The sequence below is a fragment of the Marinococcus salis genome, from assembly GCF_054971365.1.
The window spans coordinates 1-25,163 of record NZ_JBQOJB010000022.1; the positions used below are offsets into that span (position 1 = coordinate 1).

General features: G+C 47.2%; 28 protein-coding genes, 1 tRNA gene and 1 other RNA gene. 5 read left to right on the top strand and 25 right to left on the bottom strand.

The genetic code is table 11. The annotated features are described in order from the left end of the window. Nucleotides 1–198: 198 nt before the first annotated feature. Nucleotides 199–399, bottom strand: coding sequence for a hypothetical protein (locus ACTTK6_RS14140; RefSeq protein ID WP_079475530.1), 201 nt, complete (start codon nucleotides 397–399; stop codon nucleotides 199–201). A gap of 300 nt (nucleotides 400–699) precedes the next feature. Here ACTTK6_RS14140 and ilvD point away from each other — a divergent pair, with 300 nt between their 5' ends. The 3 genes from ilvD to ACTTK6_RS14155 all read left to right on the top strand — a co-directional run bounded on the left by ilvD (nucleotide 700) and on the right by ACTTK6_RS14155 (nucleotide 3,628). After that, nucleotides 700–2,394: a dihydroxy-acid dehydratase gene (gene ilvD / locus ACTTK6_RS14145; RefSeq protein WP_079475529.1), complete on the top strand. Its 1,695-nt coding sequence runs from the start codon at nucleotides 700–702 to the stop codon at nucleotides 2,392–2,394. A 137-nt stretch (nucleotides 2,395–2,531) separates the two neighbouring features. Beyond that, entirely contained in the window at nucleotides 2,532–3,215 is a 684-nt protein-coding gene (locus ACTTK6_RS14150; RefSeq protein ID WP_462833736.1) for a DsbA family protein, read from the top strand. 5 nt (nucleotides 3,216–3,220) lie between these two features. Continuing rightward, nucleotides 3,221–3,628, top strand: coding sequence for a disulfide oxidoreductase (locus ACTTK6_RS14155; protein ID WP_462833737.1), 408 nt, complete (start codon nucleotides 3,221–3,223; stop codon nucleotides 3,626–3,628). A gap of 30 nt (nucleotides 3,629–3,658) precedes the next feature. Here the strand turns inward: ACTTK6_RS14155 and ACTTK6_RS14160 are convergent, their stop codons facing one another. The 5 genes from ACTTK6_RS14160 to ACTTK6_RS14180 form a co-directional block, all read right to left on the bottom strand. Further along, entirely contained in the window at nucleotides 3,659–4,681 is a 1,023-nt protein-coding gene (locus ACTTK6_RS14160) for a siderophore ABC transporter substrate-binding protein (RefSeq protein WP_094909043.1), read from the bottom strand. A gap of 99 nt (nucleotides 4,682–4,780) precedes the next feature. Further along, the gene (locus ACTTK6_RS14165) at nucleotides 4,781–5,539 is read right to left on the bottom strand and encodes an iron ABC transporter ATP-binding protein (RefSeq protein ID WP_094909044.1); all 759 of its coding nucleotides are present in this window, start codon (nucleotides 5,537–5,539) and stop codon (nucleotides 4,781–4,783) included. Then, nucleotides 5,527–6,483 (bottom strand): iron chelate uptake ABC transporter family permease subunit, encoded by a 957-nt coding sequence (locus tag ACTTK6_RS14170; RefSeq protein WP_094909045.1) that lies wholly within the window; start codon nucleotides 6,481–6,483, stop codon nucleotides 5,527–5,529. Before ACTTK6_RS14170 ends, ACTTK6_RS14165 begins: the two co-directional genes overlap by 13 nt. Continuing rightward, a complete protein-coding gene (locus ACTTK6_RS14175) occupies nucleotides 6,473–7,426 on the bottom strand; it encodes an ABC transporter permease (RefSeq protein WP_094909046.1) in 954 nt (317 codons plus the stop codon). Before ACTTK6_RS14175 ends, ACTTK6_RS14170 begins: the two co-directional genes overlap by 11 nt. Before the next feature lie 190 nt (nucleotides 7,427–7,616). Continuing rightward, entirely contained in the window at nucleotides 7,617–7,994 is a 378-nt protein-coding gene (locus ACTTK6_RS14180) for a hypothetical protein (protein ID WP_462833738.1), read from the bottom strand. A gap of 194 nt (nucleotides 7,995–8,188) precedes the next feature. Here ACTTK6_RS14180 and ACTTK6_RS14185 point away from each other — a divergent pair, with 194 nt between their 5' ends. Together ACTTK6_RS14185 and ACTTK6_RS14190 are read left to right on the top strand one after the other, a co-directional pair. After that, entirely contained in the window at nucleotides 8,189–8,515 is a 327-nt protein-coding gene (locus ACTTK6_RS14185; RefSeq protein WP_094909047.1) for a thioredoxin family protein, read from the top strand. Nucleotides 8,516–8,633: 118 nt separating this feature from the next. After that, nucleotides 8,634–8,984: a carboxymuconolactone decarboxylase family protein gene (locus tag ACTTK6_RS14190; protein WP_079475521.1), complete on the top strand. Its 351-nt coding sequence runs from the start codon at nucleotides 8,634–8,636 to the stop codon at nucleotides 8,982–8,984. Nucleotides 8,985–9,024: 40 nt separating this feature from the next. Here ACTTK6_RS14190 and ACTTK6_RS14195 read toward each other — a convergent pair whose 3' ends face one another. From ACTTK6_RS14195 to ACTTK6_RS14285, 19 genes are all read right to left on the bottom strand, one after another. After that, complete coding sequence (locus ACTTK6_RS14195) at nucleotides 9,025–9,648, bottom strand: hypothetical protein (protein WP_079475520.1); 624 nt, start codon at nucleotides 9,646–9,648, stop codon at nucleotides 9,025–9,027. A 97-nt stretch (nucleotides 9,649–9,745) separates the two neighbouring features. After that, the gene (gene nrdF, locus ACTTK6_RS14200; RefSeq protein WP_079475519.1) at nucleotides 9,746–10,717 is read right to left on the bottom strand and encodes a class 1b ribonucleoside-diphosphate reductase subunit beta; all 972 of its coding nucleotides are present in this window, start codon (nucleotides 10,715–10,717) and stop codon (nucleotides 9,746–9,748) included. A gap of 18 nt (nucleotides 10,718–10,735) precedes the next feature. Beyond that, nucleotides 10,736–12,790, bottom strand: a complete 2,055-nt coding sequence (nrdE, locus tag ACTTK6_RS14205; protein ID WP_079476992.1) for a class 1b ribonucleoside-diphosphate reductase subunit alpha — start codon at nucleotides 12,788–12,790, stop codon at nucleotides 10,736–10,738. A 4-nt stretch (nucleotides 12,791–12,794) separates the two neighbouring features. Next, nucleotides 12,795–13,190, bottom strand: a complete 396-nt coding sequence (nrdI, locus tag ACTTK6_RS14210; protein ID WP_079475518.1) for a class Ib ribonucleoside-diphosphate reductase assembly flavoprotein NrdI — start codon at nucleotides 13,188–13,190, stop codon at nucleotides 12,795–12,797. 442 nt (nucleotides 13,191–13,632) lie between these two features. Further along, complete coding sequence (locus ACTTK6_RS14215; RefSeq protein ID WP_462833739.1) at nucleotides 13,633–14,250, bottom strand: redoxin domain-containing protein; 618 nt, start codon at nucleotides 14,248–14,250, stop codon at nucleotides 13,633–13,635. Nucleotides 14,251–14,297: 47 nt separating this feature from the next. After that, the gene (locus ACTTK6_RS14220; protein WP_462833740.1) at nucleotides 14,298–14,909 is read right to left on the bottom strand and encodes a PepSY domain-containing protein; all 612 of its coding nucleotides are present in this window, start codon (nucleotides 14,907–14,909) and stop codon (nucleotides 14,298–14,300) included. A gap of 161 nt (nucleotides 14,910–15,070) precedes the next feature. Continuing rightward, complete coding sequence (locus tag ACTTK6_RS14225; RefSeq protein WP_079475515.1) at nucleotides 15,071–15,766, bottom strand: PepSY domain-containing protein; 696 nt, start codon at nucleotides 15,764–15,766, stop codon at nucleotides 15,071–15,073. Between the two features lie 71 nt (nucleotides 15,767–15,837). Beyond that, nucleotides 15,838–17,190 (bottom strand): sensor histidine kinase, encoded by a 1,353-nt coding sequence (locus tag ACTTK6_RS14230; protein WP_462833741.1) that lies wholly within the window; start codon nucleotides 17,188–17,190, stop codon nucleotides 15,838–15,840. Continuing rightward, nucleotides 17,187–17,894 carry a response regulator transcription factor gene (locus ACTTK6_RS14235; RefSeq protein ID WP_094909051.1) on the bottom strand — a complete coding sequence of 236 codons (708 nt, stop codon included), beginning with the start codon at nucleotides 17,892–17,894 and terminating at the stop codon, nucleotides 17,187–17,189. The genes ACTTK6_RS14230 and ACTTK6_RS14235 overlap by 4 nt, the downstream gene beginning before the upstream one ends. A 36-nt stretch (nucleotides 17,895–17,930) precedes the next feature. Continuing rightward, the gene (locus tag ACTTK6_RS14240; RefSeq protein ID WP_079475512.1) at nucleotides 17,931–18,428 is read right to left on the bottom strand and encodes a DUF1648 domain-containing protein; all 498 of its coding nucleotides are present in this window, start codon (nucleotides 18,426–18,428) and stop codon (nucleotides 17,931–17,933) included. A 34-nt stretch (nucleotides 18,429–18,462) separates the two neighbouring features. Then, nucleotides 18,463–18,654 (bottom strand): hypothetical protein, encoded by a 192-nt coding sequence (locus tag ACTTK6_RS14245; protein WP_079475511.1) that lies wholly within the window; start codon nucleotides 18,652–18,654, stop codon nucleotides 18,463–18,465. Then, complete coding sequence (locus ACTTK6_RS14250) at nucleotides 18,651–18,860, bottom strand: hypothetical protein (RefSeq protein WP_094909053.1); 210 nt, start codon at nucleotides 18,858–18,860, stop codon at nucleotides 18,651–18,653. The genes ACTTK6_RS14245 and ACTTK6_RS14250 overlap by 4 nt, the downstream gene beginning before the upstream one ends. 169 nt (nucleotides 18,861–19,029) lie before the next feature. Then, a tRNA-Thr gene (locus ACTTK6_RS14255) sits at nucleotides 19,030–19,105 on the bottom strand. Nucleotides 19,106–19,203: 98 nt separating this feature from the next. Continuing rightward, on the bottom strand, nucleotides 19,204–20,013 hold the full coding sequence (zupT, locus tag ACTTK6_RS14260; RefSeq protein ID WP_079475509.1) for a zinc transporter ZupT: 810 nt from the start codon (nucleotides 20,011–20,013) through the stop codon (nucleotides 19,204–19,206). A gap of 233 nt (nucleotides 20,014–20,246) precedes the next feature. Continuing rightward, nucleotides 20,247–20,609: a transfer-messenger RNA gene (gene ssrA, locus ACTTK6_RS14265) on the bottom strand. Between the two features lie 75 nt (nucleotides 20,610–20,684). Then, the gene (gene smpB / locus ACTTK6_RS14270; RefSeq protein WP_079475508.1) at nucleotides 20,685–21,164 is read right to left on the bottom strand and encodes an SsrA-binding protein SmpB; all 480 of its coding nucleotides are present in this window, start codon (nucleotides 21,162–21,164) and stop codon (nucleotides 20,685–20,687) included. 79 nt (nucleotides 21,165–21,243) lie between these two features. Next, on the bottom strand, nucleotides 21,244–23,574 hold the full coding sequence (gene rnr, locus ACTTK6_RS14275; RefSeq protein WP_462833742.1) for a ribonuclease R: 2,331 nt from the start codon (nucleotides 23,572–23,574) through the stop codon (nucleotides 21,244–21,246). A 49-nt stretch (nucleotides 23,575–23,623) separates the two neighbouring features. Then, complete coding sequence (locus ACTTK6_RS14280; RefSeq protein ID WP_462833744.1) at nucleotides 23,624–24,376, bottom strand: alpha/beta hydrolase; 753 nt, start codon at nucleotides 24,374–24,376, stop codon at nucleotides 23,624–23,626. Between the two features lie 30 nt (nucleotides 24,377–24,406). Then, nucleotides 24,407–25,153, bottom strand: a complete 747-nt coding sequence (locus ACTTK6_RS14285) for an alpha/beta hydrolase (protein WP_079475505.1) — start codon at nucleotides 25,151–25,153, stop codon at nucleotides 24,407–24,409. Between the last annotated feature and the right edge of the window lie 10 nt (nucleotides 25,154–25,163).

Below are 25,163 nucleotides of genomic sequence, written 5' to 3' on the forward strand. Positions count from 1 at the left end.
GAAAACAAGCTCGTGGATCCGTTCAGCGGCCAGGAGCCGCGCCCGGAATTTCTGGCCAACCGCCAGGACACTTCCGCGATCCAGCCAAGCTCGGATCGTTTGTCGCACCAAACAACTTCCACTTCTGCAAAATAAGACACACAAAAAGCATCCGGTTTCTATTCCGGATGCTTTTTTCATTATAATGCCGGCCTTCACTCACCGTTTGAATGTCTGATCCTTTTCCTCATTTGATTTCTGTGTCAGCAGTACACTATACAAAATCGCAAAGACCATGCCACTGAAACCAACCATTTGAATGATAACACTTTCGAATCCCTGCAGCTGCAGAGTTCCCGTTAAAAACAGAGCGAGAAACGCAACCAACATCGCCACAGCCCATATAATTGGTTCTTTCAACGTCATCCCTCCATTTTTTTCTCTAAATAGAGATAGGTTATCTATATCATAATTGACTTCGCCTATCTTTCCCACCTTCTTGTAAAGTTATCTATCAGACTAATTTTCCTTTTTTTCAGAAATAACTTTTTTCACTATCGCTGTTACGTTGAAACAATCATCTATTCCTAGTATGATAGTGAATAGTCCTTGTTAGATAGACATTTGTTTATGCAGAAAAAATATTCGTGCTGCGTATGGAGTACGTGAGCCGTCATGCACATTGTTTGCGACAAAACTTCATGAGAGAGGGTCATAGCAATGGGAAAAACAGAAAAAGACTTACGAAACCGCAGTAAAGCCATCAGTGAAGGCGCCAATCGCGCGCCAAACCGAGCGATGCTTCGGGCCGTCGGCTTTACGGACGACGATTTTAAAAAACCAATGATTGGCATTGCAAGCACATGGAGCGAGGTTACTCCGTGCAACGTACATATCGATAACCTTGCACGCCACGCGAAGCAGGGAGCTGCCACCAATGGAGGCGCCCCGCTTATTTTCAACACGATCACCGTTTCTGACGGTATCGCCATGGGGCACGAAGGCATGCATTACTCCCTTCCAAGCCGGGAAATTATTGCTGACTCGATCGAAACTGTAACCAATGCTGAGCGCCTCGACGGCGTCGTGGCTATCGGCGGCTGTGATAAAACAACACCGGGCTGCGTTATCTCTCTAGCCCGGATGAACATCCCTTCCGTGTACGTTTACGGTGGAACCATTCAGCCCGGAAAGTTAAACGGCAAAGACATTGATATTGTTTCGTCCTTCGAGGCTGTCGGCCAGCACCAGACCGGCCAGATCAGCGATGAAGAGCTTCACCAGGTGGAGTGTAATGCATGTCCGGGTGCCGGCGCTTGTGGCGGCATGTATACAGCCAATACGATGGCCGCTGCCGTAGAAGCGCTCGGTATGAGCATTCCGGGTTCCTCCTCCACCCCTGCAATTTACGAATACAAAGAAACCGAGTGCAGGCAGGCTGGGGAATTGACCATCGAGCTGCTTGAAAATAACATTCTTCCGAAAGACATCATGACGAAAAAAGCATTTGAAAACGCCATTACGGTTGTTATGGCCCTTGGCGGATCCACCAATGCGTTTTTGCACCTACTCGCGATCGCCCATTCGGCAGACGTTGATCTGTCTTACGATGATTTTGAACGTGTCCGGCAGAACGTACCTCATATTGCTGACCTAAAACCGAGTGGTAAATACGTGATGCAGGATCTTTACGAAATCGGAGGCGTGCCGGCCGTCATGAAGCTTCTTTACGAGGAAGGGCTTCTGCACGGCGATTGTCTTACCGTAACCAGTAAAACACTTGCAGAAAATCTTGATGCTGTCCCTTCCCTGAAAGAGGGCCAGGAAATTATCCGCCCTGTAGCGGAACCATTTAAAAAGACCGGCCCGCTCGTTGTTTTGAAAGGAAATGTGGCACCGGAAGGCTCCGTTATTAAACTGTCCGGCCAGAAGATCAGCCGATTCGAGGGCACGGTCAAAGTGTTCAACAGTGAAGAATCGGCAACAAAAGCTATCATGGACGGAGAAATCGTCGAAGGCGACGTGCTCGTCATCCGTTATGTTGGTCCGCAGGGCGGCCCGGGCATGCCGGAAATGCTTTCTGTTACTTCGATGATCGTCGGCCGCGGCCTCGGCGGCAAAGTAGCGCTTATGACTGACGGTCGTTTTTCCGGAGGCTCCCATGGTTTTGTTATCGGGCACGTAGCTCCTGAGGCAAGCGTTGGCGGTCCGATCGGGCTGCTTCAAAACGGGGACATCATCTCCATCGATAGCGACACGCAGGAGATCAACCTTCACATTTCCGACGAAGAGTTTGAAAGACGCCGGAACGCCTGGCAGGCTCCGGACCTTCCAGAAAAACGAGGAGCTCTTGCCAAATACGCTAAACTGGTTTCTTCAAGTGCAAAAGGAGCCGTCACAGACGCAGATTTATAAACTCTAAGGGAGCTGCCGTTTCAGGCAGTTCTCTTTCTTTTCAGCTTTATTTTAAGAGCATTTGAGTTTCCCACAATTTATGGTAAATTATGAGGGTACTAACGTTAATACATAGTTACGCACGAAGGGAGTTTCCTATGTCCAAAAAACCAAGGCCGAGTTCGGGCCGTACATTTGCAGCTATTGTAGCCGTTATAGCTGTGATTTTGCTTGCTATTATTCTCGTGGGCAATTTCAGCGGCGGCAGTGATAATTCTGGAGAAAACAGTGGTGAAAACCTGGAAACGAGCGGCCAGCCGCTCAAGGGAGAAGAGGACGCTCCAGTTACAGTCGTCGAATTTGGTGATTATAAGTGCCCTGCCTGCCAAAACTTTCACGAATCAGTCGTTCCTGAAATTGAAGCCCAGTTTGTTGACTCCGGCGATGCTGCTTTTCATTATGTTCACTATCCGTTTTTAAGTGAGGATTCCACAACAGCGGCAGAATTCAGCGAGGCCGTTTACGGCGAACTCGGGGATGAAGCCTTCTGGAACTTCCATGATACGCTGTTTGCCAATCAGCCGCAGAACGAAAGCGGAAACTACTTTGACCAGGAGCGCCTGACGGAGCTGCTTCGGGAGACTGCTTCCGGGGAAGAAGTAACCACAGTTGTCGAAGCTTATGAAAACGGGACCTACGAAGAAGAAGTGGAAAATGACCGCTCCATGGCCGAAGACCTTGGCGTAAACAGCACCCCTTCCGTATTTGTGAACGGGGAATTGTTTGAAGGGGACAGCTACCAGGAGCTGCTCGATATGATTGCAGAAGAGGCAGGAGAGTAGCGCCCATGATGGAACGTTTATTAAGTGCAGCCTGGGTGATGGCCATTATTGCTACACTCGGCAGCTTATCGTTCAGCGAAATTTTAGGGTATATCCCCTGTGAGCTTTGCTGGTACCAGCGCATTCTTATGTACCCGCTCGCAGTCATTTTAGGGGTCGCTGTATTCCGCGGGGAACGGCAGGTCGTATGGTATGCGCTTCCGCTGGCTGTTCCAGGTATGCTGCTTGCAGGCTATCATTATCTGTACCAAAAGCTTCCGGTGCTGCAGCAGGCCACGGAGTGCACCGGCACCGTTTCCTGTTCGGATCAGTCTGCCCAATGGCTTGGTTTCGTTACCATCCCTCTTTTATCATTCACTGCATTTTTGTTTATTACCGTTGCACTTTTGATTGTCGCCCTACGCAAAAAATAGTCACATGCCCTTAGGCACGTGACTATTTTTTTATTCCTCTTCAGACGAAGCCACTGCTTCTTCAATTTCCGTAATCATTTCATCCATCGACTGAAGGCCGCCGCCGGAGAGGTACCAGTACTCTGGATCCAAATAATGAATATTATCATTCTGGGCTGCTTGTGTTTCATTTACAATATCATTGTCAAGAGTTTCGGCAGCTGTCTGCTCTTCGCCGCCCTGGCTGACTACTGCACTGCGGTCCACTACAAAAAGGTGCTCTGGATCTTCTTCTGCTAAGTATTCAAAGGAAGCACTCTGCCCGTGTGTAGATGCTTCGATATTTTCATCCGCTGCCGGTACGCCGAATACGTCATGGATCAGGCCAAAGCGGGAGCCTTCCCCGTAAACACTTAAGGAACCGTCATTTACCAGTGTTACTAAAGAAGGTCCTACATCTTCAGTAGTTTCGTTTAGATCGTCAATACGGGCATGAAGCTTGTCTACTTTTTCCTGCACTTCCTCTTCTTTTTGGAAGATTTCCCCGATCATCTCCATGTTGCTGTCAAAGGATTCCATGTAGTTTTCCGTGTCCACTGCTGTATAAACAGTTGGAGCAATTTCACTCAGTTCTTCATAGGCATCGCTCTGACGTCCTGAAATGATGATCACATCCGGCTCCATCGCGTTGATTGCTTCGAAGTCCGGCTCTTTTAAGCTCCCGATATTTTCGTAGTCATCGCTTCCATAATCATCCAGATAGGAAGGGAGCGATTCCTGGGCTACGCCGTTTACGCCTACATTTAGTTCATCCAGGGTTTCGAGCATTTCGTAATTAAACACAACGACGTTTTCTGGATTTTCCGGCACCGTCGCTTCACCCAATTCGTGTTCTACGGTCACTTCGCCGCCGCTTTCCTTTCCTCCGTTGTCTTCATTGCTGCTTTCTTCACTGGTGCTGTCACTGTTTTCACCTTCCGCAGTTGATGATTCTGAGTTATCAGCCCCGCATGCAGCAATAAAAACTGTGCCAAACACCGCCGTTGAAGTAAGCATCCATTTGTTCTTTTTCATTTCCCATTCCCCCTGGTTAATTTGTTTTTTCCAGCCTGAAGTATTGGCTCTCCCTCCTCCTGTTACTCTTTTGCCGTATTAACGGGCCGGAGACCTGGTTTACGTAAAGTAAACACAGATTTTTTGATCGTTAATACGACAGATAGGCATATCCATTTCGTAGATATCTGTCAACACTTCTGATGCCATCATCTCTTCGGTCGTGCCCTGGGCTACAATGTGCCCGTTTTTCAAAGCGACAATGTCATCGGAGTAACAGGAGGCGAAATTAATATCATGAATAACCAAAAGCACGGTTTTGCCCATATCTTTCACTAAACGGCGAAGTACTTTCATGATCTGCACTGAGTGCTTCATGTCCAGATTATTGAGCGGTTCATCGAGCAGGATATAGTCAGTGTCCTGAGCAATAACCATCGCAATAAAAGCCCGCTGCCGCTGGCCTCCGCTCAGCTGGTGAATATAAGAATCCTGCATGCTCCAAAGCTCCATATAATCAATAGCCTGATCCACATGCTCCCAATCTTCAGCGTTCAGCCTGCCCTGCGAATAGGGAAAGCGGCCAAACGATATCAGTTCACGCACCGTCAGCCGGGCATTCATTTCGTTGGACTGTTTTAAGATCGCCAGTTTCTTCGCCAGCTCCCGGCTTTTTGTTTTCGTAATGTCTTTGTCGCCGATCCTAACTTCGCCCGCGTCCTTCGCGATCAAACGGCTGATCATTGACAGCAGCGTACTTTTTCCAGCGCCGTTTGGTCCGATGAATGAGGTAATCTGTCCCTGTTTAATCGTTACGGATACATCGTTTACGACTGGTGTTTCATCATACTTTTTTGTTACATTCATTACCTGGACCATGCTTTGTTCCCCCTTAATAATAGATAAATAAAGTAAATGCCTCCAATAAAGTTCACAATGACACTAATTGCTGTGTTAAAACCAAGCACCCGTTCGACAAGCAGCTGTCCGCCGATTAAAAATGCTACAGCCGCAAGTGCGGCGGCAGCAAGCAGCACACTGTGCCGGTAATCCTTCATCAGTTCATAAGCGACATTAGCCACAAGCAGGCCTAAAAACGTAATAGGCCCAACCAGGGCGGTGGCAATGGAAATAAACAGCACTACAATGACAAGCAGCCGCTTCACCGCATACTTATATGGCACTCCCAGGTTCACCGCCTGGTCCTTTCCGAGGGAAAGCACGTTCAAATATTTCATAAAGGTCAAGGAGTAGATAAATAACAGTACAAACACCGCTACTGAAATGCCGAGAATGTTTGAATTCACATTATTAAAGCTTGCAAACATATTATCCTGGATCGTCAAAAATTCATCTGGTGATATGAGGACTTGTAAAAACGTAGAAATACTGCTGAACAAGGTCCCGCATACAATTCCGACAAGAAGCAAAAAGAAAATATCCTGCTGCTCCCCCTGGAACAAAAAGTAGTAAAGAATAACGGCAAAGCCGAGCATGAGAGCAAGTGAGACAAAAAAATTCAGCGGACCGTTGATTACAAGTGCCGAGGTAGAACCAAAAAAGAACACAAGCGCTGTCTGCAGCAAAATGTACAACGAATCAAGACCGATAATACTCGGTGTTAAAATCCTATTATTCGTAATGGTTTGAAAAATGACAGTAGAAAAGGCAATCGCACCGCCGGTCATTACCATTGCAAGAAGCTTCTCTGCCCGGTGCTGCAAAACATAATCCCAATTGCCTCCTGCGTCTGTAAACATAAAGATAGCGGCCAGAACAAGTGAGAGCATGGCCAGACTCATGATCTTCCAATTAAAACGCATATTTCTTCCTCCTCATCAGCATATAGAGGAATAAGAAACTGCCAAGTACACCCACAGTTAAACCGATAGGAACTTCGTACGGAAAAACAATCAGACGTCCAAAAATGTCACAGACAAGCACAAACACGGCTCCAAGCAGGGCGGTATGAATCAGCGTTTTCTGCAGATTGTCCCCCAGGTAGATTGCCACAATATTTGGTACTACCAGACCTAAAAACGGGATGGTTCCCACTGTTAATATAACGACTGCGGTCACAGCGGCAACGATGGTAATGCCCAGGTTGACCACTGTACGGTAATTCAGACCCAGATTCACCGCAAATTCTTCTCCCATGCCGGCGATCGTAAACCGGCCCGCAAATATGTAAGCTATTAGAATAAGCGGAATGCTGACATACAGTAGCTCATACTGTCCGTTTACAATTAGTGAAAAATCCCCCTGCAGCCAGGCTGACATGTTTTGCACCACATCATATTTCAGGGCAAAAAATGTCGTTACCGAGCCTACAATGTTTCCAAACATGAGTCCTACTAGCGGAATAAAAATAGGATCTTTAAATTTCACCCGTTCAAGAATAGTCATAAAAATAAATGTACCAATAAGGGCAAATAAAAAAGCTACTCCGGTCCGGAGCAGCGGTGAAGCTCCGCCGAACCAGATCATGGCCACTAAAATACCAAACCGGGCCGAATCCATCGTGCCAGCCGTAGTTGGGGAAACGAAGCGGTTCCGACTCAACTGCTGCATGATCAATCCGCAGATGGCCATCCCCATGCCGGCCATAATAATACTAAGAAGCCGCGGTACACGGCTCGAGGTCAATGTGCGCCATTCATCTTCATTTCCAGCCATCAACCCCTGCACCGACACCGTCTGAACGCCGATAAACAGGGAAGCCGCCGAAAGAAGAACGAGAAGAACAAGTAAGTACCACCATTTCATCTGTAAACACTTCATTTCCCAAGAACAATTGCATCGTTCTACGTCTAATTATTAATGATATTCATTATCAATTACATTTTTCATTTTATCATTCCGGTTTTAAATGTCAATGTACCTTCTTCTTTTTTCCTTAATTTTTCATAAACAATAAAAACCGGCCTTACCTTTTCAGGCAGACCGGCTTTGCTTTTCACATGCTTTTAGGATGGGGGTGGTATCTTGTCCATAAATGCCGAAAAAGCGTATGCATCTTCATTATATGCATATAAAAACATAGGTTCTGAAACGGCCGTTCACTAGGAAGCATCTCCCCATCCCCGTTTTCAGTCATTTCTTCTTGAAACTGTTTTTCCGCCTGGATGGCTGCCTCCTGAGAGCTGAACTCACACACCGCTATTTCTATGCTTGTACTGTTTTCCTCCCACATTTTGCTTCCAAGATTCATGGAAACTGGAGCTGCAGCCGTTTCTTCTGTTTCTTTCAGAGAAAGCCTATTGCTTTCCAGTTTCGAAATCCATTGTTCTGCATCTTCTGCTTCGTTTCCAAAGGCGGCCGCAAACAAAGGCATTACCCGCTGCCGTCCTTTTGAAAAACCTCGTGTCAGCCAGCTCCTCCCCGCAGAAAAAATAAATAACACAGCACTAATTTATGTATATTTTCCTCCTAACAGGCATTTCCAGTTTATTCATTCTCCTTCTTATTTTTTGCACACTTTTATACCTTTGTTACAATAGATGACAACATGAAAGGAGCTAATGAGTAATGACTACAAGCACTCGCATTGAATCCAGAGATTCTTTTAAGGAGACTATACAAACAGAGACACCGGTGGCAGTAGAATTTTCAGCCGGGTGGTGCCCGGACTGCCGGAGACTTGATATGTTCATGGACGACGTACTGAACCACTTTGACAATCTCCCATTGCATAAAGTCGACACTGAGCAGCTTCCAGACATTACAAGCGAACAGGAAGTTATGGGCATACCAAGTATTCTCGTATTCCAAAACGGTGAGAAAATAGGCCATCTGCACAGCGCGGACGCTAAAACTCCCGACCAGGTAAGCGAGTTTTTCTCTAAATACTACTAAAGTAAATCTGCCGGGCCCGGCAGATTTTTTTATATTACAGATCATTTCCAGCTGCCTTGTTTGAATTTATCAAAACCGGGAATGCTTCTTTCAGTACCCTAAAAAGGAGTGAACAGTTATGGCAGTTATTGACGCCAAAGAAATATTAAGCGAATACCGCCGCGGTATCGAACAATTCAGTGAATCCTATCAGGAGATTGCGAAAAATTATAATCGCTTCACCTCTAGTGCCTTTGAAAGTGGAGAGGTTTCCACAGCTCAAAAGCATTTAACGGCGCTCGCTATCGGCGTGCATCAAGGCGATACGACATGTATTGTTTACCATATGGACCAATGCCTCCATCACGGTTGCTCGGAGGAAGAAATTAAAGAATATATGGGCGTCGCAGCAGCTTTTGGCGGCGGCGAATCCATGAGTGAAGCAGTAACGATAGGCCTTGACGCCCTGCAGCAACTAAGTGAAAAGTAAATTAAGAAGCTGTTTCCATGTAAAGGAAACAGCTTCTTGTTTATTTATCGAGGATATCTACGACAAATTGGGACCATGTCTCAAGCCGTTCATATATTTCCGGTTGGGAAAGCTCTTCCACATTCGTCCAGAAGCCGCGGATCTGTTCGGTTTCTTTTACCTGAACATCCACATGCTCCGGAAGCACAAATGTATATAGAATCCCGAGGTGCACTTCACCAACGGCGTTATTATCGTCATTGATCAGCCCAAGCGCCTGCATTTCTGCTTCTTCTAGAGAAGAAATATGCAGTTCTTCCTCAAGTTCACGATCGGCATTTGTATGCAGCAGTTCCTGAAACGTCGAAACGCCTGCTTCAGCATTCATATGCCCCCCAAAGCCAAGAGATAATTTGTTGTGCAGTCTTCCTTCTCCTCCGCCAGCAAGCCGTTCATACGCGTACAGTTTTTCCCCCTTGCGGATCACCACGTAGGGAATCGGCTGTTTCCAGGACGGGTCTTCTTCGGCGTCTCCCCGTCTTTTTTCTGTATATGTATCCGCAATCGTGCCGAGAATTTCCTGAATCTGCCCCTGCTCGTCCTGCACTCCGTGAAAGGTCCGCGCCTCGCGTGCGAACACCTGCTCTCTTGGGGCCACTACAATCATTTCGTCCATTTTACCCATCTTGTTCACCTCATTGTGATATTCTTCTGTATTTCATTATAGCGGAACTCTTTGAAATACACAGCAAAAAAGCCAGGCAGATGCCCGGCTTTTATTGTTAATCAAAAATGAAATCTTCATCCCGGACCGGTTCTACTGTTGCTTTTTTGTAGCCGTTTCCTTTCATGGAGAAGAAATCGTGGGATTTTGTTTTTGTATCCATGCCGTTTAATACAATCGGATTAATTTCTTCTTCTTCAAAATACGCATCCAGTCCTAAGTTCATTAATGCCTTATTTGCATTATAACGAAGGAACTTTTTCACGTCGGAGGTCAGCCCAACCGGATCGTAAAGCTGCTCGGTATAAAGCAGTTCATTTTCATACAGATCCATGAGCAGGTCGTGGGCAAATTCCCGCAGTTCTTCCTGCTTTTCCGGTGTCTGGCGCTTGTAAATTTCCTGTGCCAACAGGCCGACATATACGCCGTGGATCGCTTCATCACGGATAATCAGGTTAATGATTTCCCCGCTCTGCATGAGCTTACCCTGACCATAGAAATAAAGCGGATAATAAAAGCCGCTGTAAAACAGAAAGCTTTCAAGATAAACCGAAGCCACCATGGCTTTGTACAGAGAAATTTCGTCTCCGTCTTCAATTTTATTGTACTGCTCTACAATGCGGGAAGCTTTTTTCTGCAGGTGCGGATTTTCCTTCACCCATTCAAACAGTTCATTAATTACTTCCGTGGAAGCGAGCGTCATGAAAATGTTTGAATAGGATTTCGCATGCACTGCATTTTCCATCATTGCCATAAAGTTTAATACTGCCTTGCGCTGGTGGCCTTCCACCTGCTCAGCAACCTTTGGCATGCCGACATTTCCCTGCTCAGTGTCGAGCAGGGTCAAACCGGCGAGTACCTTCATATACGTATCTTTCTCTTCATCGGTTAAATATTTCCACGTGAGCAGATCCCCGTTGAGTGATATTTCCTCTGGAAGCCAAAACTGTTTTACGTTCTGGCTGTAAAACATCTGCGTAAAGTCGTCGTCTTGTTTTGACCAGTCGGCTGCGTCAAAAATTTGATTCATGGGGTGGTGCTCCTTTCTTTACACGACGCAGGAGAGGCAGTCGTCCTGTCCTGTGTCTTTTGTCCGTGCATAATAAATCGTCTTGATGCCTTTATGGTGGGCGTAAAGATCAATCCGGTTCAAGTCTCTCGTCGTGATGGTGTCACGCACAAAGAGCGTAAAGCTGATGCCCTGATCGATGTGCTCCTGGATAGCTGCGATCATATCTACGACATTGAACATGTCCATATCATAGGCCGCTTTATAGAAGAACCAGTTATCCGGCGCGAGGCCCGGCATTGGATAATACGTTTTCGAGTTGCCGTACGTCCGTTCTTCAATACGCTCCATGATCGGCATAACCGAAGCCGTAGCCGACTGTACATAGGAAATGGAGCCGGTCGGTGCGATCGCCAGGCGGTAGCTGTGGAACAATCCGTGCTCCTGCACCTGCTCCATCAGCTCTTTCCAGTCTTCCGCATCCGGCATAGCCATTCCTTCAAACAGGCCGGCAATCTTAGCCGAGGACGGCAGGTAGGAACGGTTCAGGTATTTCTTAAAGTAGGAGCCGTCCGCATAACTCGAGCCTTCGAATCCGTAAAACGTTTCTCCAGTTTCCTTTGCAAGCTCCATTGAACGCTGAATGGAATAGAAATTCATGGCCATAAAGAAGAAATCGGCGAATTCCCGTGCTTCCTCGCTTTCGTACGCGATATGGTTCTGCGCTAAAAAGCCGTGCAGGTTCATCGCTCCGAGACCAATCGATTTCATCATCTGGTTACCTCGGCGCACAGCCGGAGCATTCGTAATGTTAGTGTGCGTTGCTACATGGGTCAGGGAATCGGTAGCGAGTTTCACCGTATCCTTGATCGTTTTGTGCTTCATAACATTGGCGATGTTCAATGAACCGAGGTTGCAGGAAATATCGAGTCCGACTTCATCTTCCTCACCGTAATCCGTATAGCTTGATACTTCAGAGGCCTGCAGCACTTCAGAGCAGAGATTGGAAAATTTCACTTTGGAGACGTTATTCAAAGCATGCGCACGGTTCACGTTATCCTGGAACATCAAGTACGGATATCCGGATTCCGACCGGAGAATCGCCAGCTTTTCAAGCATGCGGCGGGCATCGACTTTGTCTTTTTTCACACGGTCGTCTTCTACGAGCTTGTCGTACATTTCGCTCATATCCATTTCATCAAGATGCTCCCCGTACGCCCGGTAAACGGTGTGCGGATAGAACAGGTACATATCCTTACCCTGGCGGGCAAGTTCAACGAATTTGTCCGGGATTACAACCCCGATCGACAATGTTTTAACACGCACATCTTCGTCAGCCGAAATTTTCTTCGAGTCCAGGAAGTCGTGGATGTCCCGATGGAAAATGTTTAAATAAGCTGCACCGGAGCCCTGGCGCTGTCCCATTTGGTCTGCGTAACGAAAGGCATTGTCGAGCAGCTTCATTACGCCGACGACGCCTTTTGTCGCGTTTTCTACGTCTTTAATGGCTTCGCCTTTTGCCCGAAGTTTCGATAAGTTCAGGGATACACCGCCGCCTACTTTGGACAGCTGCATGGAAATATCAACAGCCCGGGAAATATCGTTTAAAGAGTCATTTACTTCAAGCAGGAAGCAGCTGACTAATTCTCCGCGCCGTTTTCTGCCGGCATTCAGGAACGTCGGGGTACTCGGCTGATAATCCTGGCTCATCATCATTTCCGCAAACTGTTCGGCTTTCCCGGCGTCTCCATTGCCGAAATAAAGGGCCACAACAGCCACCCGGTCTTCATAGCGCTCAAGGATCATTTTCTGATCATTGGTTTTCAACGCATAGTCATTGTAAAATTTAAACGCACTCATGAATGAAGGAAAACGGAATTTCTTTTCATAGCACAGGTTGTAGACCCGCTCAATTTCTTCAAAAGAATACGCTTCAAGGAATTCTTTTTCATAAAAATCGTTTTCAAGCAGATAGTCGAGCTTTTCTCTCAGATCGTGAAAGAAAACAGTATGCTGGTTGACGTATTGAATAAAGTATTGGTAAACGGCTTCTTTGTCTTTTTCAAATTGAAAGGACCCGTCCTTTTGAAACATGATTTCATTGTTTAACTGGATCCAGTCGGTGGTTTGTGTTTGTTGCAACTTTCATCGCCTCCTCTGCGAAAATGGACACATCGTTTTTTGTTCCGCTCAGTTCGAATTTATGGAGTATAGGAACGTTGTAGTTTACTGCAATCTGGTTAGCGCTTTTCGCAAAATTGTCTCCCCATACTTTGTTTCCGCTCGACGCCACAGCAAGAAGCTGCTCTGCATGATCTTCAAGAAATGCTTCTGTGGATTCCGGAATATTTCCAAAGCCTTTCGTATAGGTGATAAGGATAAACGGTTCATCGATTTGTTCCGCTTCATTCAGACTGTATACCCGGTCAAACGGGATTTTTTCTGCGAAACGCTTCACGTTGCCCGTCATAGAATCAAAAATGATCGGTATCATCGAATCCCCTCCTTTATTTCTAAAATGTACGAACTTGTGTACATCCTTCTTATACCACTACTATATATGGTGTAATCTCCTTTTTCAACATACATGATATAGATATTTTTTCGTTTTATCCTCTTGACAATTAAAATCTCTGCTATACTTCCTTATGCTCTGCGATTCTACCCTGATAATTGTGCACATTTTCTGACAGAAAAAAATTCAGTAAGTAAGACCTGCTTCTATATCTAGATGTTTATAAAAACTGATACCGTATGCACTACTACATACAGGCATATATTTATTCCAGCGCGCTATGTACGGAGGGATAATTTTCGGTAAATTCTTGATACTTTCAGCTTATGGCAAAGAGCTGGCACGAATATATTTCAAACAAAAGCAGCCCGCGCCTGCACGGACTGCCTTTCCATATTTTATCACCTTTTCAGGCGGGGTCTTACCGTTCTTTCAATTGTACAAGCTCATTAACGATCCAGTAGGGATCCGGACGGGCCGCTTCCCAGACAGAGGCTGCCACCGTGCCATCCTGATCAATGACATAGGTCATGTCTGCAGGACAATAAGAATAGTAGCCGGTATCCCGCAGAGCTGCTTTAACCTCTGGTACCTCCTGAAGCAGGTAATCCCGGCAGGAGATGCACGCGTTGTACCACGAGGCTGCCACTGCATTTGTATCTGCAAGCACTTTCCCTGTAAACGGCATGTGCTTCGCCTCTTTTTGGAGAACAGATATCTGTTCAGCGGCAGCTACTACTACTTGGGCACCCATCTGCCTCAGCAAAGGGGATGCTTCTTCGTAGCTCCATAGTCTGTTTTTTTCTGCATGCATCCATCCGCCAAAACAGAAGAGAAGTACTACCGGCCCCTGAAGAAGAAGCTGATTTAAAGTAATATTATCTCCCTCAGTACCAGGGAGAGAGAATGCTGGTGCTCTATCTCCGATTCTAAGCCCCGGGCAGAGCGCCGGCCGTTTATCCTCATGCCATTCATTCCATAAGATGTTTTTTGCCCGGTGCAGCTGCGAACTCAGCACCTTTTCCCTTAATAGTGCCATGCCTGCAAGACTCCTTTCGGATCCCAATCGTCTGCTTTTCTTAGCTTTTAATCATCGTCCCTGTCGTCATCTTTTTCGTCGTCATGGTCGTCTTCAATATCCCTCGAAGCGATCGTACCGTCTGCATTATTTATGAAAAAGTCGCCTTCCTGTTCATTCGTTTCTACCGACAGATCATAGCCACTCTCTTCGCGGTCAAGTTCCCACTCGTCCAGCTCACCAGACAATCCACCCATCCCCGAAGCCACAATATCCTCTAAACTAACGCTGTCCCCGTCCTGCACCAGCGGCTCTTCATTGTCTTTATCATCGTCAGTTTCTTTTTGAATCACCTCACCGGAGAATGCACCTACTTCAATGTCATATTCGTCTTCCCCTTCAACCTCTACCTCATACTTCTGGTCTTCCATATCCAGCTGCAGTTCCACCGCTTTGCCATTTGTTTCTTTTTCAGCAATCATTACAGCTTCATCAGCGGAGATTTTTTCCTTGCCGTTTCCGCTGCTGGTGCTTTCTTTACTTTCTGCGGCTGTTTCCTCAGAAGCTGGCACTGAAGATGTTTCCGCCCCCACACCTCCAGCCGTATAAACTCCTGCACCAATTAAAGCCCCAAGTGCTGTGACCCCCGCCAAACTGCCTGCAATCATTTTTCCCTTCATGGTCATCTCCCCCTTTATTTGTTGGTACACCTTTACTATAAATTCCTGACATGAGAATATCCCTATAGGGAAATGAGAAATTGATGAGAAATACATAAATGGCTCATGAAAAGCATATAAATAAAAAAAGCCACCTGAGATAATCCAGGCAGCCTAATCACTTAATCATCCCAGGTGATTGATAATATTTCTCCGGTGATACCGTGTACCTGCACCGTGGCTTCTTCATCGTCCTGCTCGAGCTCCACGTAGTAAAACGGCTCCCCGGCATCGGACGTTTCAAAATCGACATCGTCCACTTCCCCGTCCACTTCTTCCCGGGCTACAGATGCAGCTTCTTCCGCATTTAACACTGTCTGCCGGCCGTCTTCGCTGCTTTCAGTATCATCTTGCTCTTCTTCCAGCACAGCACCGGACCGGGCATCGATAATCATTTCTTCCAATGCTTCTTCTTCTGCAAATTCCACTACATAGACAGCCGTGCCTTCCTGGGTTTCCCTGCTGATCTTTTCAATAGAAAAATCAGTTTCCTCTTCAGCCCGGGCACGTGCTTCTTCTTCTGTTAGCATTTCTGTATCATTCGTGCTGTTGCCAGCAATTTGTGTAACGCTTATGACTGATCCATCTGCAGCTTCCACCTGCATCTGGTACGTTCCCCGGTCAAGCTCTGCCGTCACCTCATAAATACCGTCTTGTTTTTCGATATTCGTAATTTCCCCCTGGTACTGCTCCTGCACAGCCTGTTCAATTTCCTCCGGAGACATCTCCTGGGTAAAGTAAGACGAAAGCCACCAAACTCCCAAAGCGGCTACTACGAGGCCGGCTAGCAGCACGAGAAAAACAATAACTTTTTTCAAAGCTGCTCCCCCTTCCCTCTATTACACCTATTGTAATCGCTCTTTCTGAGAAAATGATGAGAACAGGGAGCTTATTCGCCGTTCTCCGGAAAAACCAGCCGGACCTCCGTGCCCTGGCCATAAGTACTTTCAATCGCAATATTCACCCCAAGAGCCTCGGTAATATCTTTAGCAAGCGATAAACCAAGCCCATAGCCTCCGCTGGCCCGTGTTCTCGACTCATCGACCCGGTAAAAACGTTCGAAAACACGCTCAAGGTCTTTTTCCGGGATACCGATGCCGCGGTCACTCACAGCAATGAACGGCGTTTTTTCCATCTTGTCAACTCTCACATCAATAGTGTCACTGCTGTACTTTCTCGCGTTATCAAGCAGAATATACAACAGCTGCTTCACCTTATCAGAATCAGTCTGTGTCACCGCCGTGTTTCCGGAAAAATTAATATCCCGATGATAGCTGCTGCGGTAATTCTGGACAGCGTCTGCTGTTACCGTCTGTAAATCCACCTCTGCCATGTGCAGGTTTGCTTTTTCACTATGGCGGGCAAGCAGCAGAAGCTGCTGGGTCAGCTCCCTCATCCGAATTGCCTCAGAGTGAATAGCCTCCACTGATTCTTCGATAATTTCCGGCCGGGAAGCCCCTCTTCGCTGAAGAAGGCTGGCATATGATTCAATCACTGTCAGCGGCGTTTTTAACTCATGCGAGGCATTTGATACAAACTGCTCCTGTTTATGATAGTTATCTTCGAGCCGCTCAATCATTTCGTTAAATGTATCTCCGAGCTGTTCTATTTCATCCTTTGACTTCGACGATGAGGGAATCCGTTTGAACCTGCCGCTCGTTTGAATATCCTGCATTGTGGCCGACAGTGCTGTAATCGGGCGGAGAATCACTCTTCTTAACAGGCGGGCCGAGAGAAATACCGGGATAACAGCTGCGATAGTGGCAATAATCAGGATTACGCGGAGCACCGCCAGCGTTTCTTCTGTCGGACGGAGGCTGTCGGTGATCTGGATATTTGCCACCTGCCCGTTTGTCCATATCACCGGCACGGAAACAAAAGCGTACCGTTCACCTTGGTATTCGGCCACCTGGACGTATTCTTCCGAATAATACTGCACGGACTCATCCGTTAAGCTTCCTTCTGCCGGAGAGGTAACTGTCGCAGCCCTGGATCCGTCCTGCAGCACAATTCTGGCCATGCCTTCAGTGGGGGCATAGGCCCTCAGCAGCTGTTCAGCCGAAAAGTTGTCTGCGGATTCATTAAACGTAGACGCCGTCTGTCTCGCTTCTTCTACCGTCTGCTCCACTTCGCTTCCGATCATCATGCGGGAGAAGGAAAAGTAGATAGCAAACACCAAAAGTACGACAATGACAAATACAAGCACCGATGTATATAAATGAATCTTGTTTCCAAGCTTCATGGCGAATCCTTGACAACGTAGCCAACGCCGCGGACAGTCTGGATATGTGTGGTGCCGAACGGTTTATCAATTTTATTTCGCAGGTAGCGAATGTAAACATCCACTACGTTTGTTTCCCCGATATAATCAAAACCCCATACCTGTTCTAAAATCTGGTCCCGGGAGAGCACCTGTTTTTTATTTCTTAACAGATAGTAAAGCAGATCAAACTCTCTTCGGGTCAGCTCCACTGGTTCCGTGCCGGCATATACTTCCCGGGCCGACTCATTAAGCCGCAACTCGCCCGCTGAGAGCCAATGCTCTTCTTCCTCTGCTTCTGCTTTCAAGGCAGTCTCTGTTTGAAACCGGAGAGACGAACGAACACGGGCGAGCAGCTCTTCTATTTGGAAAGGCTTGGTAATGTAATCGTTGGCCCCGAGGTCGAGGCCGGAAACTTTGTCCTCTACCGAATCTTTAGCGGTGACAAGCAGGACAGCTGTTTTTTTGTCCTGACTCCGGATTCGCCGCAGCAGCTCAATGCCGCTAATGCCCGGAAGCATAATATCGAGAATAATTAAATCCCACGTTTTTTCCTGATACATAGCGAAGCCTTTAAGACCATCAGTCGCTTTTTGAACATAATAATTTTCATAGGTAAGCTCAAGCTCGAGCACCCGCGCAATTTTTTCTTCGTCTTCCACAATCAGTATACGTGCTTGTTCCATTAGGCATCCCTCAATACGCTGCCGGATGGCAGTCTATTATGATGAAGAACGGTGGTTTGAAGCTTTGCTCCACAAAGTGATTGTTCTCCATGTGAAATAAACAGCAGTGCCAATTAAACAAATAAGAAAAAATGAAGGGAAAAACCACCCGAGCCCCCCACTTTCATCCAGGGCTGTCCGGACGGTCTGCCACTGAACGTAAACGAACCCGAGGGCAAGCTCCACGAGCAGAATAGAAACTAGAATTTGTCCCTCACGCTTAAATACCTCTATTTGATGCTCGTTCATTCGTACCGGAAGGCGGAACCAGCCCGGGTAGCGAAGAGAAAAATACGCCCCGGTCCAAATAGCGATTAACGCCAAAGGAGGAACAAACAAATAATATTTCGCAGCATATTCGTTTGGATCTCCGGTGGCGTCGAAAAACTGGGGCACAATGTACGGAAGACGAGGCCAATAGAAAAGCACAATCGCAAGCATTCCTATGGAAGCCACGCCCCCTACAATTAATGCTGTTCTTGCAAACGTCGGCATAACGGTCTGCCTCCTACTATTCTTTATTCCAGCTTCACCACTGCTGCTTTTTCAACGCTTTTGATATCATTATAATCGTAACGATACAGGACATCGCAATAATGACCATTACAATACTCCATAGCCATTCTCCGGAAATAATGAAAAAAATGCCGAGAATAAGGCTTAGCACTACAATAAATCCTTCAAACCAGTAAAAAAATTTTATGGTCGCATTTGTATTCATGACTCTCCCCCTGATCTTTCTTTTGATTTCTTTTTACTGCCTGGCTTTTTTCTGCCTGTCTGGTAGACGCCAAGCAGCGCACTCAGCATACCAATTGCTGCAACAATGACATAGAACGTGGCGCCAAGCCAAAGAAAAAAACCCGCTGCTCCCGCAGCCAAAACTAGAAATATTATATTAAACGTAAATAGTACCGGGGATCTCAAGCTACCCCTCCCTTTCGACTTTATCTTCTATCAACGTATCATTTTCTTTCCTTATTGCCCATCTTTTCCTTGAAAAGCCGCTAAAATATTTCTCATTGGTCTTTTCTCTTTTCAGGCCGGTTTAAAACAAAAAAAGCACCCATTGGCATGGGCGCTGTCATAACATAAATGGTGCTAGTGACAGGACTTGAACCTGCGACCTGATGCTTACGAGGCAACTGCTCTACCAACTGAGCTACACTAGCACATATTTGCGACAAATAATAATATACAAAAAGAAAAAATGCATGTCAATCAAAAAAGCCGAAGGCAGCCAGCGAGCCAGCGCTGCCTTCAAGGCTGTTTAAATAAACAGCAGCAGGCTGAGCGCCATCACAGCCATCCCGCTTACTACACCGTAAATCGACACGTGGGTTTCGTCATATTTTTTTGCTGCCGGAAGCAGCTCATCCAGAGAAATAAATACCATGATTCCAGCTACAGCGGCAAAGATGATTCCAAACATTGTGTCTGTTAAAAACGGCATCAGTATAAGAAACGCTAAAATAGCCCCCGCCGGCTCTGATAATCCCGACAGGAAAGACAGCCGGAACGCTTTCCGTTTGCTCCCAGTCGCAAAATAAACCGGCACCGAAACTGCCACCCCTTCAGGGATGTTGTGAATGGCAATGGCAAGCGCGATTGCAAACCCCAGACCAGGATCGTTCAAAGCAGAGGTGAATGTCGCAATGCCTTCTGGAAAGTTATGAATCGCAATAGCAAGCGCTGTAAATGTCCCCATTTTCATGAGACCCTGGCGTTCAAGCTCTTCTTTAGATGTATGCATGTCTTCCACGCGCTTCACTTCATGCGGATTGCCTTTTTGTGGAACGAGCCGGTCAATGGCAGCAATGAAAATCATTCCTCCAAAAAATCCTCCTACGGTCGCCCACTGGCCACCAACTTCTCCAAGTGCTCCGACGAGCGATTCCTGCGCCTTAAAAAATATTTCAACCATGGAAACATAAATCATCACGCCTCCAGAGAATCCGAGTGAAAAAGCTAAAAACCGGGTGTTTGTCGTGGAGGTGAAAAAAGCCAGTATGCTTCCAATTCCTGTAGCAAGACCAGCTCCAAGTGTTAATAAAAAGGCATAGATGACGTTGGGCTCCATGCGTGCGCCTCCTTCATGTACTGGATTGATTTCACGAAATTTTCCCTTATGCAACATTTTAACCATTATTCAATTATTGTGTCAATGCAAACTTTATGCCTCCATAAAAATCTTCTTTTTTTCTAAGAAAAAAGGTAAAAAGACAGAACGGCCTGTGCGGAGCTGCTAATAAAAAACACAAAAAAAGTGCCTACGGCTGGTAAGCCGTAAGCACTTTATGTCTCCTGTATGTATGGTGGAGACGGTGGGATTCGAACCCACGTCCAGAGATATTGCCACTTTAGCATCTACGAGCGTAGTCGCTATATTATCATTCGCCAGTACGTCAGCCTAGCAACAGGCTTTCGTACGGCTAGTCTGATTAGTCTCTTCAGCCGCCCTCAGACGGAGGGCGAACTGCGTAGCCCACTAAGAGTGAGACCCCAAATCATTCCACGCGGGCGATGGAATGCGGGATCCGCATGAAGCAGTTGTTACGCTGCTACTGCGAGGTTTTCGTTGTTTTTGCCAGTTATTATTGGCGTGGCATTTTTACGAGCTGCCTCTCGGCTCGCAGCTAAAGCTCAACCTATCCCTGTCGAAGCCGTAACGTCCCCATGTGAAGTTAAGCATGCGCTCATAGTTTATGAGCGACATACTATATTATAACGATAGGCCCCGGGCGTGTCAATCTAGTCGCTCATACCCTTCATGCTCCGGTTGATGGCTTTATCCATTTCGCGTTTGGCGTCCTGTTCTTTAAGAGCCTGGCGTTTGTCGTATTTTTTCTTACCCTTGGCAAGGCCGATTAGCACCTTAGCTTTGCCGTTTTTGATATAAACCTTTAATGGGATAATGGAATAGCCGGACTGCATGCTTTTGCCGATGAGTTTATTAATTTCCCGGCGATGCAGCAAGAGCTTTCTCGTACGAAGGGGGTCATGGTTAAACTGGTTTCCCTGCTCATACGGGCTGATGTGGGCATTATGCAAAAACAGCTCATTATTATCGATTTTTCCGAAGCTGTCCTTTAGGTTCATCCTCCCGGCACGGATTGACTTTATCTCTGTGCCCCGCAGCTCAATACCTGCTTCAAAGGTATCTTCGATAGTATAATCATGACGGGCTTTCCGATTTTGCGCCAGCACCCGGTTTTCCGTTTTTACGGCCATCCCCGTTCACCTGCCTTCATTCTTTAGTTTACCACGGCAGCCCGGCTATAGCCTAACTTCCCGGGCTGCCACAACCGGATTATTTCTTTTTGTTGTTTTTTGATACTTTCGAATAAAACGGCTTTTTATTGCCGGATTTTCCTTTTTTACGGCCACCGTCTTTTTTATTGCCGTCTTTCTTTTCACCCTGGCCTTCTTTTCGGCCCGGGCGTTTGCCCTTATCTCCCTGAATCACTTTCGTGGACTCTTTGCGGCGGGCTTTTGCCGGACGCTTCATGCCGACAACCTCAAAGTCGATCGCAGCTTCTTCAAGGTTTACGTTCAGAACGCGTACCTCCACCTGATCGCCGATACGGTACATATTCGCTGTACGCTCACCAATCAGGGCATACTGCTTCGGATCATAGTGGTAATAATCATCAGTTAAATAGCTGATGTGCACCATGCCTTCAATGGTGTTTTCGAGTTCCACAAACAGGCCGAAGTTGGCGGCTCCGCTTACAAAACCGGTGAATTCTTCCCCGATTTTGTCTTTCATATACTGGGCTTTTTTCATGCTGTCAACTTCGCGCTCGGCGTCGATGGCCCGGCGCTCCATCTCGGAGGAATGACGGGTAATTTCCGGCAGCTCATTTTTCCATTTCTGCTGGGTTTTGTCGTCCATTCGTTTGTTTACTAAATACGTACGGATCAGCCGGTGCACAATCAAGTCCGGGTACCGGCGGATTGGTGATGTGAAATGGGTATAGAAGTCCGCCGCCAGGCCAAAGTGGCCGGCATTTTCCGGATCATACTTAGCCTGCTGCATTGAGCGCAGCATGACCGTACTGATCACTGCCTGCTCCGGTTCCCCCTTCACGGCATCGAGAACCTCCTGGAGCGCACGAGGGTGTACCTTATTTGCGGTCCCTTTCACTGCGTAGCCAAAGTTCGTCACAAACTCCACAAATGACTGCAGCTTGTCTTCAGCCGGATCTTCGTGAATCCGGTAGACAAACGGCACCTTCATCCAATGGAAGTGTTCGGCTACCGTTTCATTGGCAGCCAGCATAAATTCTTCAATCAGCTTTTCAGCAACCGAGCGCTCGCGCAGCACTACGTCTGTTGGGGCCGTCGTTTCATCCACGAGCACCTGCGCTTCTTTGAAATCAAAATCGATGGCGCCTCTTCCAAACCGCTTTTCACGAAGAATTGCTGCGAGCTCTTCCATGCGTTCAAACATTGGCACGAGTTCGCTGTACTCCTCCCGTTTCGCCTGGTTGTTCTCTTCAAGAATCAGGCGGACATCGTTATACGTCATACGGGCAGCAGTCCGGATCACACTTTCAAAAATTTCATGATTGACGACTTCACCCTGCGGTGACACTTCCATTTCGCACGAGAGCGTCAGCCGGTCTACCTGCGGGTTCAGGCTGCAGATGCCATTTGACAAACGGTGCGGAATCATCGGGATCACCCGGTCCACCAAGTATACACTCGTAGCCCGTTCACCGGCTTCTACATCAATAGGTGTTCCTTCATCCACATAATAGCTGACGTCCGCAATGTGAACACCGAGCTTGTAGTTGCCATTATTGTACTTCGTCACCGTCACGGCGTCATCAAGATCCTTTGCGTCCGCTCCGTCGATCGTAACAATAGTTTCATCGCGAAGATCCCGGCGCTGTTTAATCTCACTTTCATCGATTACATCGGGGGTCTTTTGTGCCTGTTCCACAGCTTCCTCCGGGAAATCTCCCGGAAGGCCGTGCTTATGGATGATCGACAGAATATCCACGCCCGGGTCATTTTTATGCCCGATGATATTGACGACTTTCCCTTCAGCCCCCGACGCTGCGTCGGGATATTTAGTCAGTTCTACGACGACCTTGTGGCCATCCACGGCTCCGTTTTCCGCATCCTGTGGAATGTAAATGTCATCACGGATGTGCTTGTCATCTGCTGCGACAAATCCGTAATTGCCGTAAAGCTGATACGTGCCGACCACTTTTTCAATTCCGCGTTCAATGATACGGATGATCGTTCCTTCGGTTTTGCTTCCCTGGCTCGAGTCCGAGATACGTACGAGCACCGTATCTTTGTTCATGGCCCCGTTAATTTCGCCGGCCGGCACAAAGACGTCGTCACGTTCTTTCTCCTCCGGAATAATAAAGGCAAAGCCTTTGGCATGACTCTGCACGCGCCCGCGCATCAGATTCATTTTCTCCGGTATGCCGTAGCGGTTGCTTCTCGTCCGGACAACGTCGCCGCTGTCCTCCATTTCGTTTAGCGTCTTCATAAGACGTTTAATATCTTCTGCTGAATCTGCCTGAAGCGTTTCCTGGATTTCCTCAATGGTTGCAGGACCCGCAGAATCGTTTTTCAGGTAATTCAGCAGTATCTGTTTTATTTCCTGGTCCAACGTTTTCATCTCCTTTCAATTTTGTTGTGATAAACGTTTTGAGCTCTGCGCTCTTTCTTTATTTTGACCAATTTAATCTGTTCAAAAACTGATAGACATCTTCGTTCAACTCATCGCGATCATTTCCGAGGGTAATGACGTGCGGGGAGTCCGGGTACCACTTAATCTGTTTATCCTGCGAAGAGATCTCTTCGTAAATAATGTTTGCGCTGTCCTCTGCAATCATATCATCTTTTTCGCCCTGGGCAATCATCACCGGGGCGTGAACCATATCCAGGCCGTCTGCCACTTCCCGGATCAGGCGGTTCACCGAATGCAGCGTGTCCGTCGGGAGCTGGCGGAATTCCATAATCTCTTTATCAATCTGGTCCTGGCCCTTGCCTTCAAGGCGTTTAAATTCTTTTGCGTAATTGATGACGTCTCCATATAATTTGTCCGCGTTGTTGAACGTTGACATTGGGGCGCTCATCGGAATAACTCCAAGAACATCGTAATGATACGCCACACGCAAAGCCATCAGTCCACCGAGAGAAAGGCCCCCGACCGCTATCTGGTCAAAGCCTCTCTCTTTTAATTCGTTCATTCCCGCTTTGACGTCTTCCCACCAGTCATGGTAGTCCGTTTCCATCAGCTCTTCCGGCGGAACACCGTGTCCTTTGTATACCGGCGCATGTACAGTATAACCTTTCTTTTCCAAAAAGCGTCCCATCATCCGCACATCCGCCGAGGATCCTGTGAATCCGTGCAGCAGTAGAACTGCACGGTTTCCTCCTTCAAAGGTAAATGATTTAGGGGGTACTACACGCATGATTCATCGTCTCCTATCTTTCTTCTATTCAATTTATTCTATCGTTCGCATAAGGTTTTCAGAATTTATTTGTTTTGCTGTTAAAAATAACCGTACATCTTTTACTGTTTCATGACGGTGGGGGCCGTGAAAGAGAAAATGCTTGCCGCTTTTGTAAATCACAAACTGTTTTACTGGACTCTGCACTGTTTTGTATATACGCGCGGCGCTCCGGACCGGCACCAGGCCGTCCTTTTCGCCCTGGCCAATAAACACCGGGCAGGATACTTTTCCAACAAATGGCCGCAGCACCCGTGCTGCCTGCTGAAATTCTCTAAGCGCCCATCCGGGGGTTCTTAATTTTTCTGCAGCTACGCCGTACCACGGGTGCAGCGATCCTCTCGCCCGGCCAATCGCTACGAGCAGCGTGTCCTTTAAAAACTGGACGGGATTAATATACTCCATCGGCGTGCCAATCAGCACAAGCCGCTCCACTCTATAGCGGGCCGCAACATAGCAGGCAAGCAGGCCGCCCATCGAGAATCCGATCACATACAGGGTGCTGCAGGCAGCCGCGAGCCTTTTAGCCGCGCGGTCGGCTGCGTGAATCCATGTGATATAGGAAACCCGGTTTTGAATGCTGAAGCTGCCATATGCATGCCCGGGCAGGACCGGCGTTTCCACCATCCAGTCCGTCGAAGCACGGAGGTTCTCGGCAATTGGCTCGATTTCCCACGGGGAGCCCGTAAATCCATGCAGACACAAACATCCAATCGTCTGGTTTTTCCTGGTTGTCTTCATGTTTCTGGTC

Bases quoted from the DNA above. Each gene is read 5' to 3' on its own strand.
- ilvD (WP_079475529.1), top strand. From the start codon at position 700: ATGGGAAAAACAGAAAAAGACTTACGAAACCGCAGTAAAGCCATCAGT.
- ACTTK6_RS14150 (WP_462833736.1), top strand. From the start codon at position 2,532: ATGTCCAAAAAACCAAGGCCGAGTTCGGGCCGTACATTTGCAGCTATT.
- ACTTK6_RS14155 (WP_462833737.1), top strand. From the start codon at position 3,221: ATGATGGAACGTTTATTAAGTGCAGCCTGGGTGATGGCCATTATTGCT.
- ACTTK6_RS14160 (WP_094909043.1), bottom strand. From the start codon at position 4,681: ATGAAAAAGAACAAATGGATGCTTACTTCAACGGCGGTGTTTGGCACA.
- ACTTK6_RS14165 (WP_094909044.1), bottom strand. From the start codon at position 5,539: ATGGTCCAGGTAATGAATGTAACAAAAAAGTATGATGAAACACCAGTC.
- ACTTK6_RS14170 (WP_094909045.1), bottom strand. From the start codon at position 6,483: ATGCGTTTTAATTGGAAGATCATGAGTCTGGCCATGCTCTCACTTGTT.
- ACTTK6_RS14175 (WP_094909046.1), bottom strand. From the start codon at position 7,426: ATGAAATGGTGGTACTTACTTGTTCTTCTCGTTCTTCTTTCGGCGGCT.
- ACTTK6_RS14180 (WP_462833738.1), bottom strand. From the start codon at position 7,994: ATGCCTTTGTTTGCGGCCGCCTTTGGAAACGAAGCAGAAGATGCAGAA.
- ACTTK6_RS14185 (WP_094909047.1), top strand. From the start codon at position 8,189: ATGACTACAAGCACTCGCATTGAATCCAGAGATTCTTTTAAGGAGACT.
- ACTTK6_RS14190 (WP_079475521.1), top strand. From the start codon at position 8,634: ATGGCAGTTATTGACGCCAAAGAAATATTAAGCGAATACCGCCGCGGT.
- ACTTK6_RS14195 (WP_079475520.1), bottom strand. From the start codon at position 9,648: ATGGGTAAAATGGACGAAATGATTGTAGTGGCCCCAAGAGAGCAGGTG.
- nrdF (WP_079475519.1), bottom strand. From the start codon at position 10,717: ATGAATCAAATTTTTGACGCAGCCGACTGGTCAAAACAAGACGACGAC.
- nrdE (WP_079476992.1), bottom strand. From the start codon at position 12,790: ATGTTTCAAAAGGACGGGTCCTTTCAATTTGAAAAAGACAAAGAAGCC.
- nrdI (WP_079475518.1), bottom strand. From the start codon at position 13,190: ATGATACCGATCATTTTTGATTCTATGACGGGCAACGTGAAGCGTTTC.
- ACTTK6_RS14215 (WP_462833739.1), bottom strand. From the start codon at position 14,250: ATGGCACTATTAAGGGAAAAGGTGCTGAGTTCGCAGCTGCACCGGGCA.
- ACTTK6_RS14220 (WP_462833740.1), bottom strand. From the start codon at position 14,909: ATGAAGGGAAAAATGATTGCAGGCAGTTTGGCGGGGGTCACAGCACTT.
- ACTTK6_RS14230 (WP_462833741.1), bottom strand. From the start codon at position 17,190: ATGAAGCTTGGAAACAAGATTCATTTATATACATCGGTGCTTGTATTT.
- ACTTK6_RS14235 (WP_094909051.1), bottom strand. From the start codon at position 17,894: ATGGAACAAGCACGTATACTGATTGTGGAAGACGAAGAAAAAATTGCG.
- ACTTK6_RS14240 (WP_079475512.1), bottom strand. From the start codon at position 18,428: ATGCCGACGTTTGCAAGAACAGCATTAATTGTAGGGGGCGTGGCTTCC.
- ACTTK6_RS14245 (WP_079475511.1), bottom strand. From the start codon at position 18,654: ATGAATACAAATGCGACCATAAAATTTTTTTACTGGTTTGAAGGATTT.
- zupT (WP_079475509.1), bottom strand. From the start codon at position 20,013: ATGGAGCCCAACGTCATCTATGCCTTTTTATTAACACTTGGAGCTGGT.
- smpB (WP_079475508.1), bottom strand. From the start codon at position 21,164: ATGGCCGTAAAAACGGAAAACCGGGTGCTGGCGCAAAATCGGAAAGCC.
- rnr (WP_462833742.1), bottom strand. From the start codon at position 23,574: ATGAAAACGTTGGACCAGGAAATAAAACAGATACTGCTGAATTACCTG.
- ACTTK6_RS14285 (WP_079475505.1), bottom strand. From the start codon at position 25,153: ATGAAGACAACCAGGAAAAACCAGACGATTGGATGTTTGTGTCTGCAT.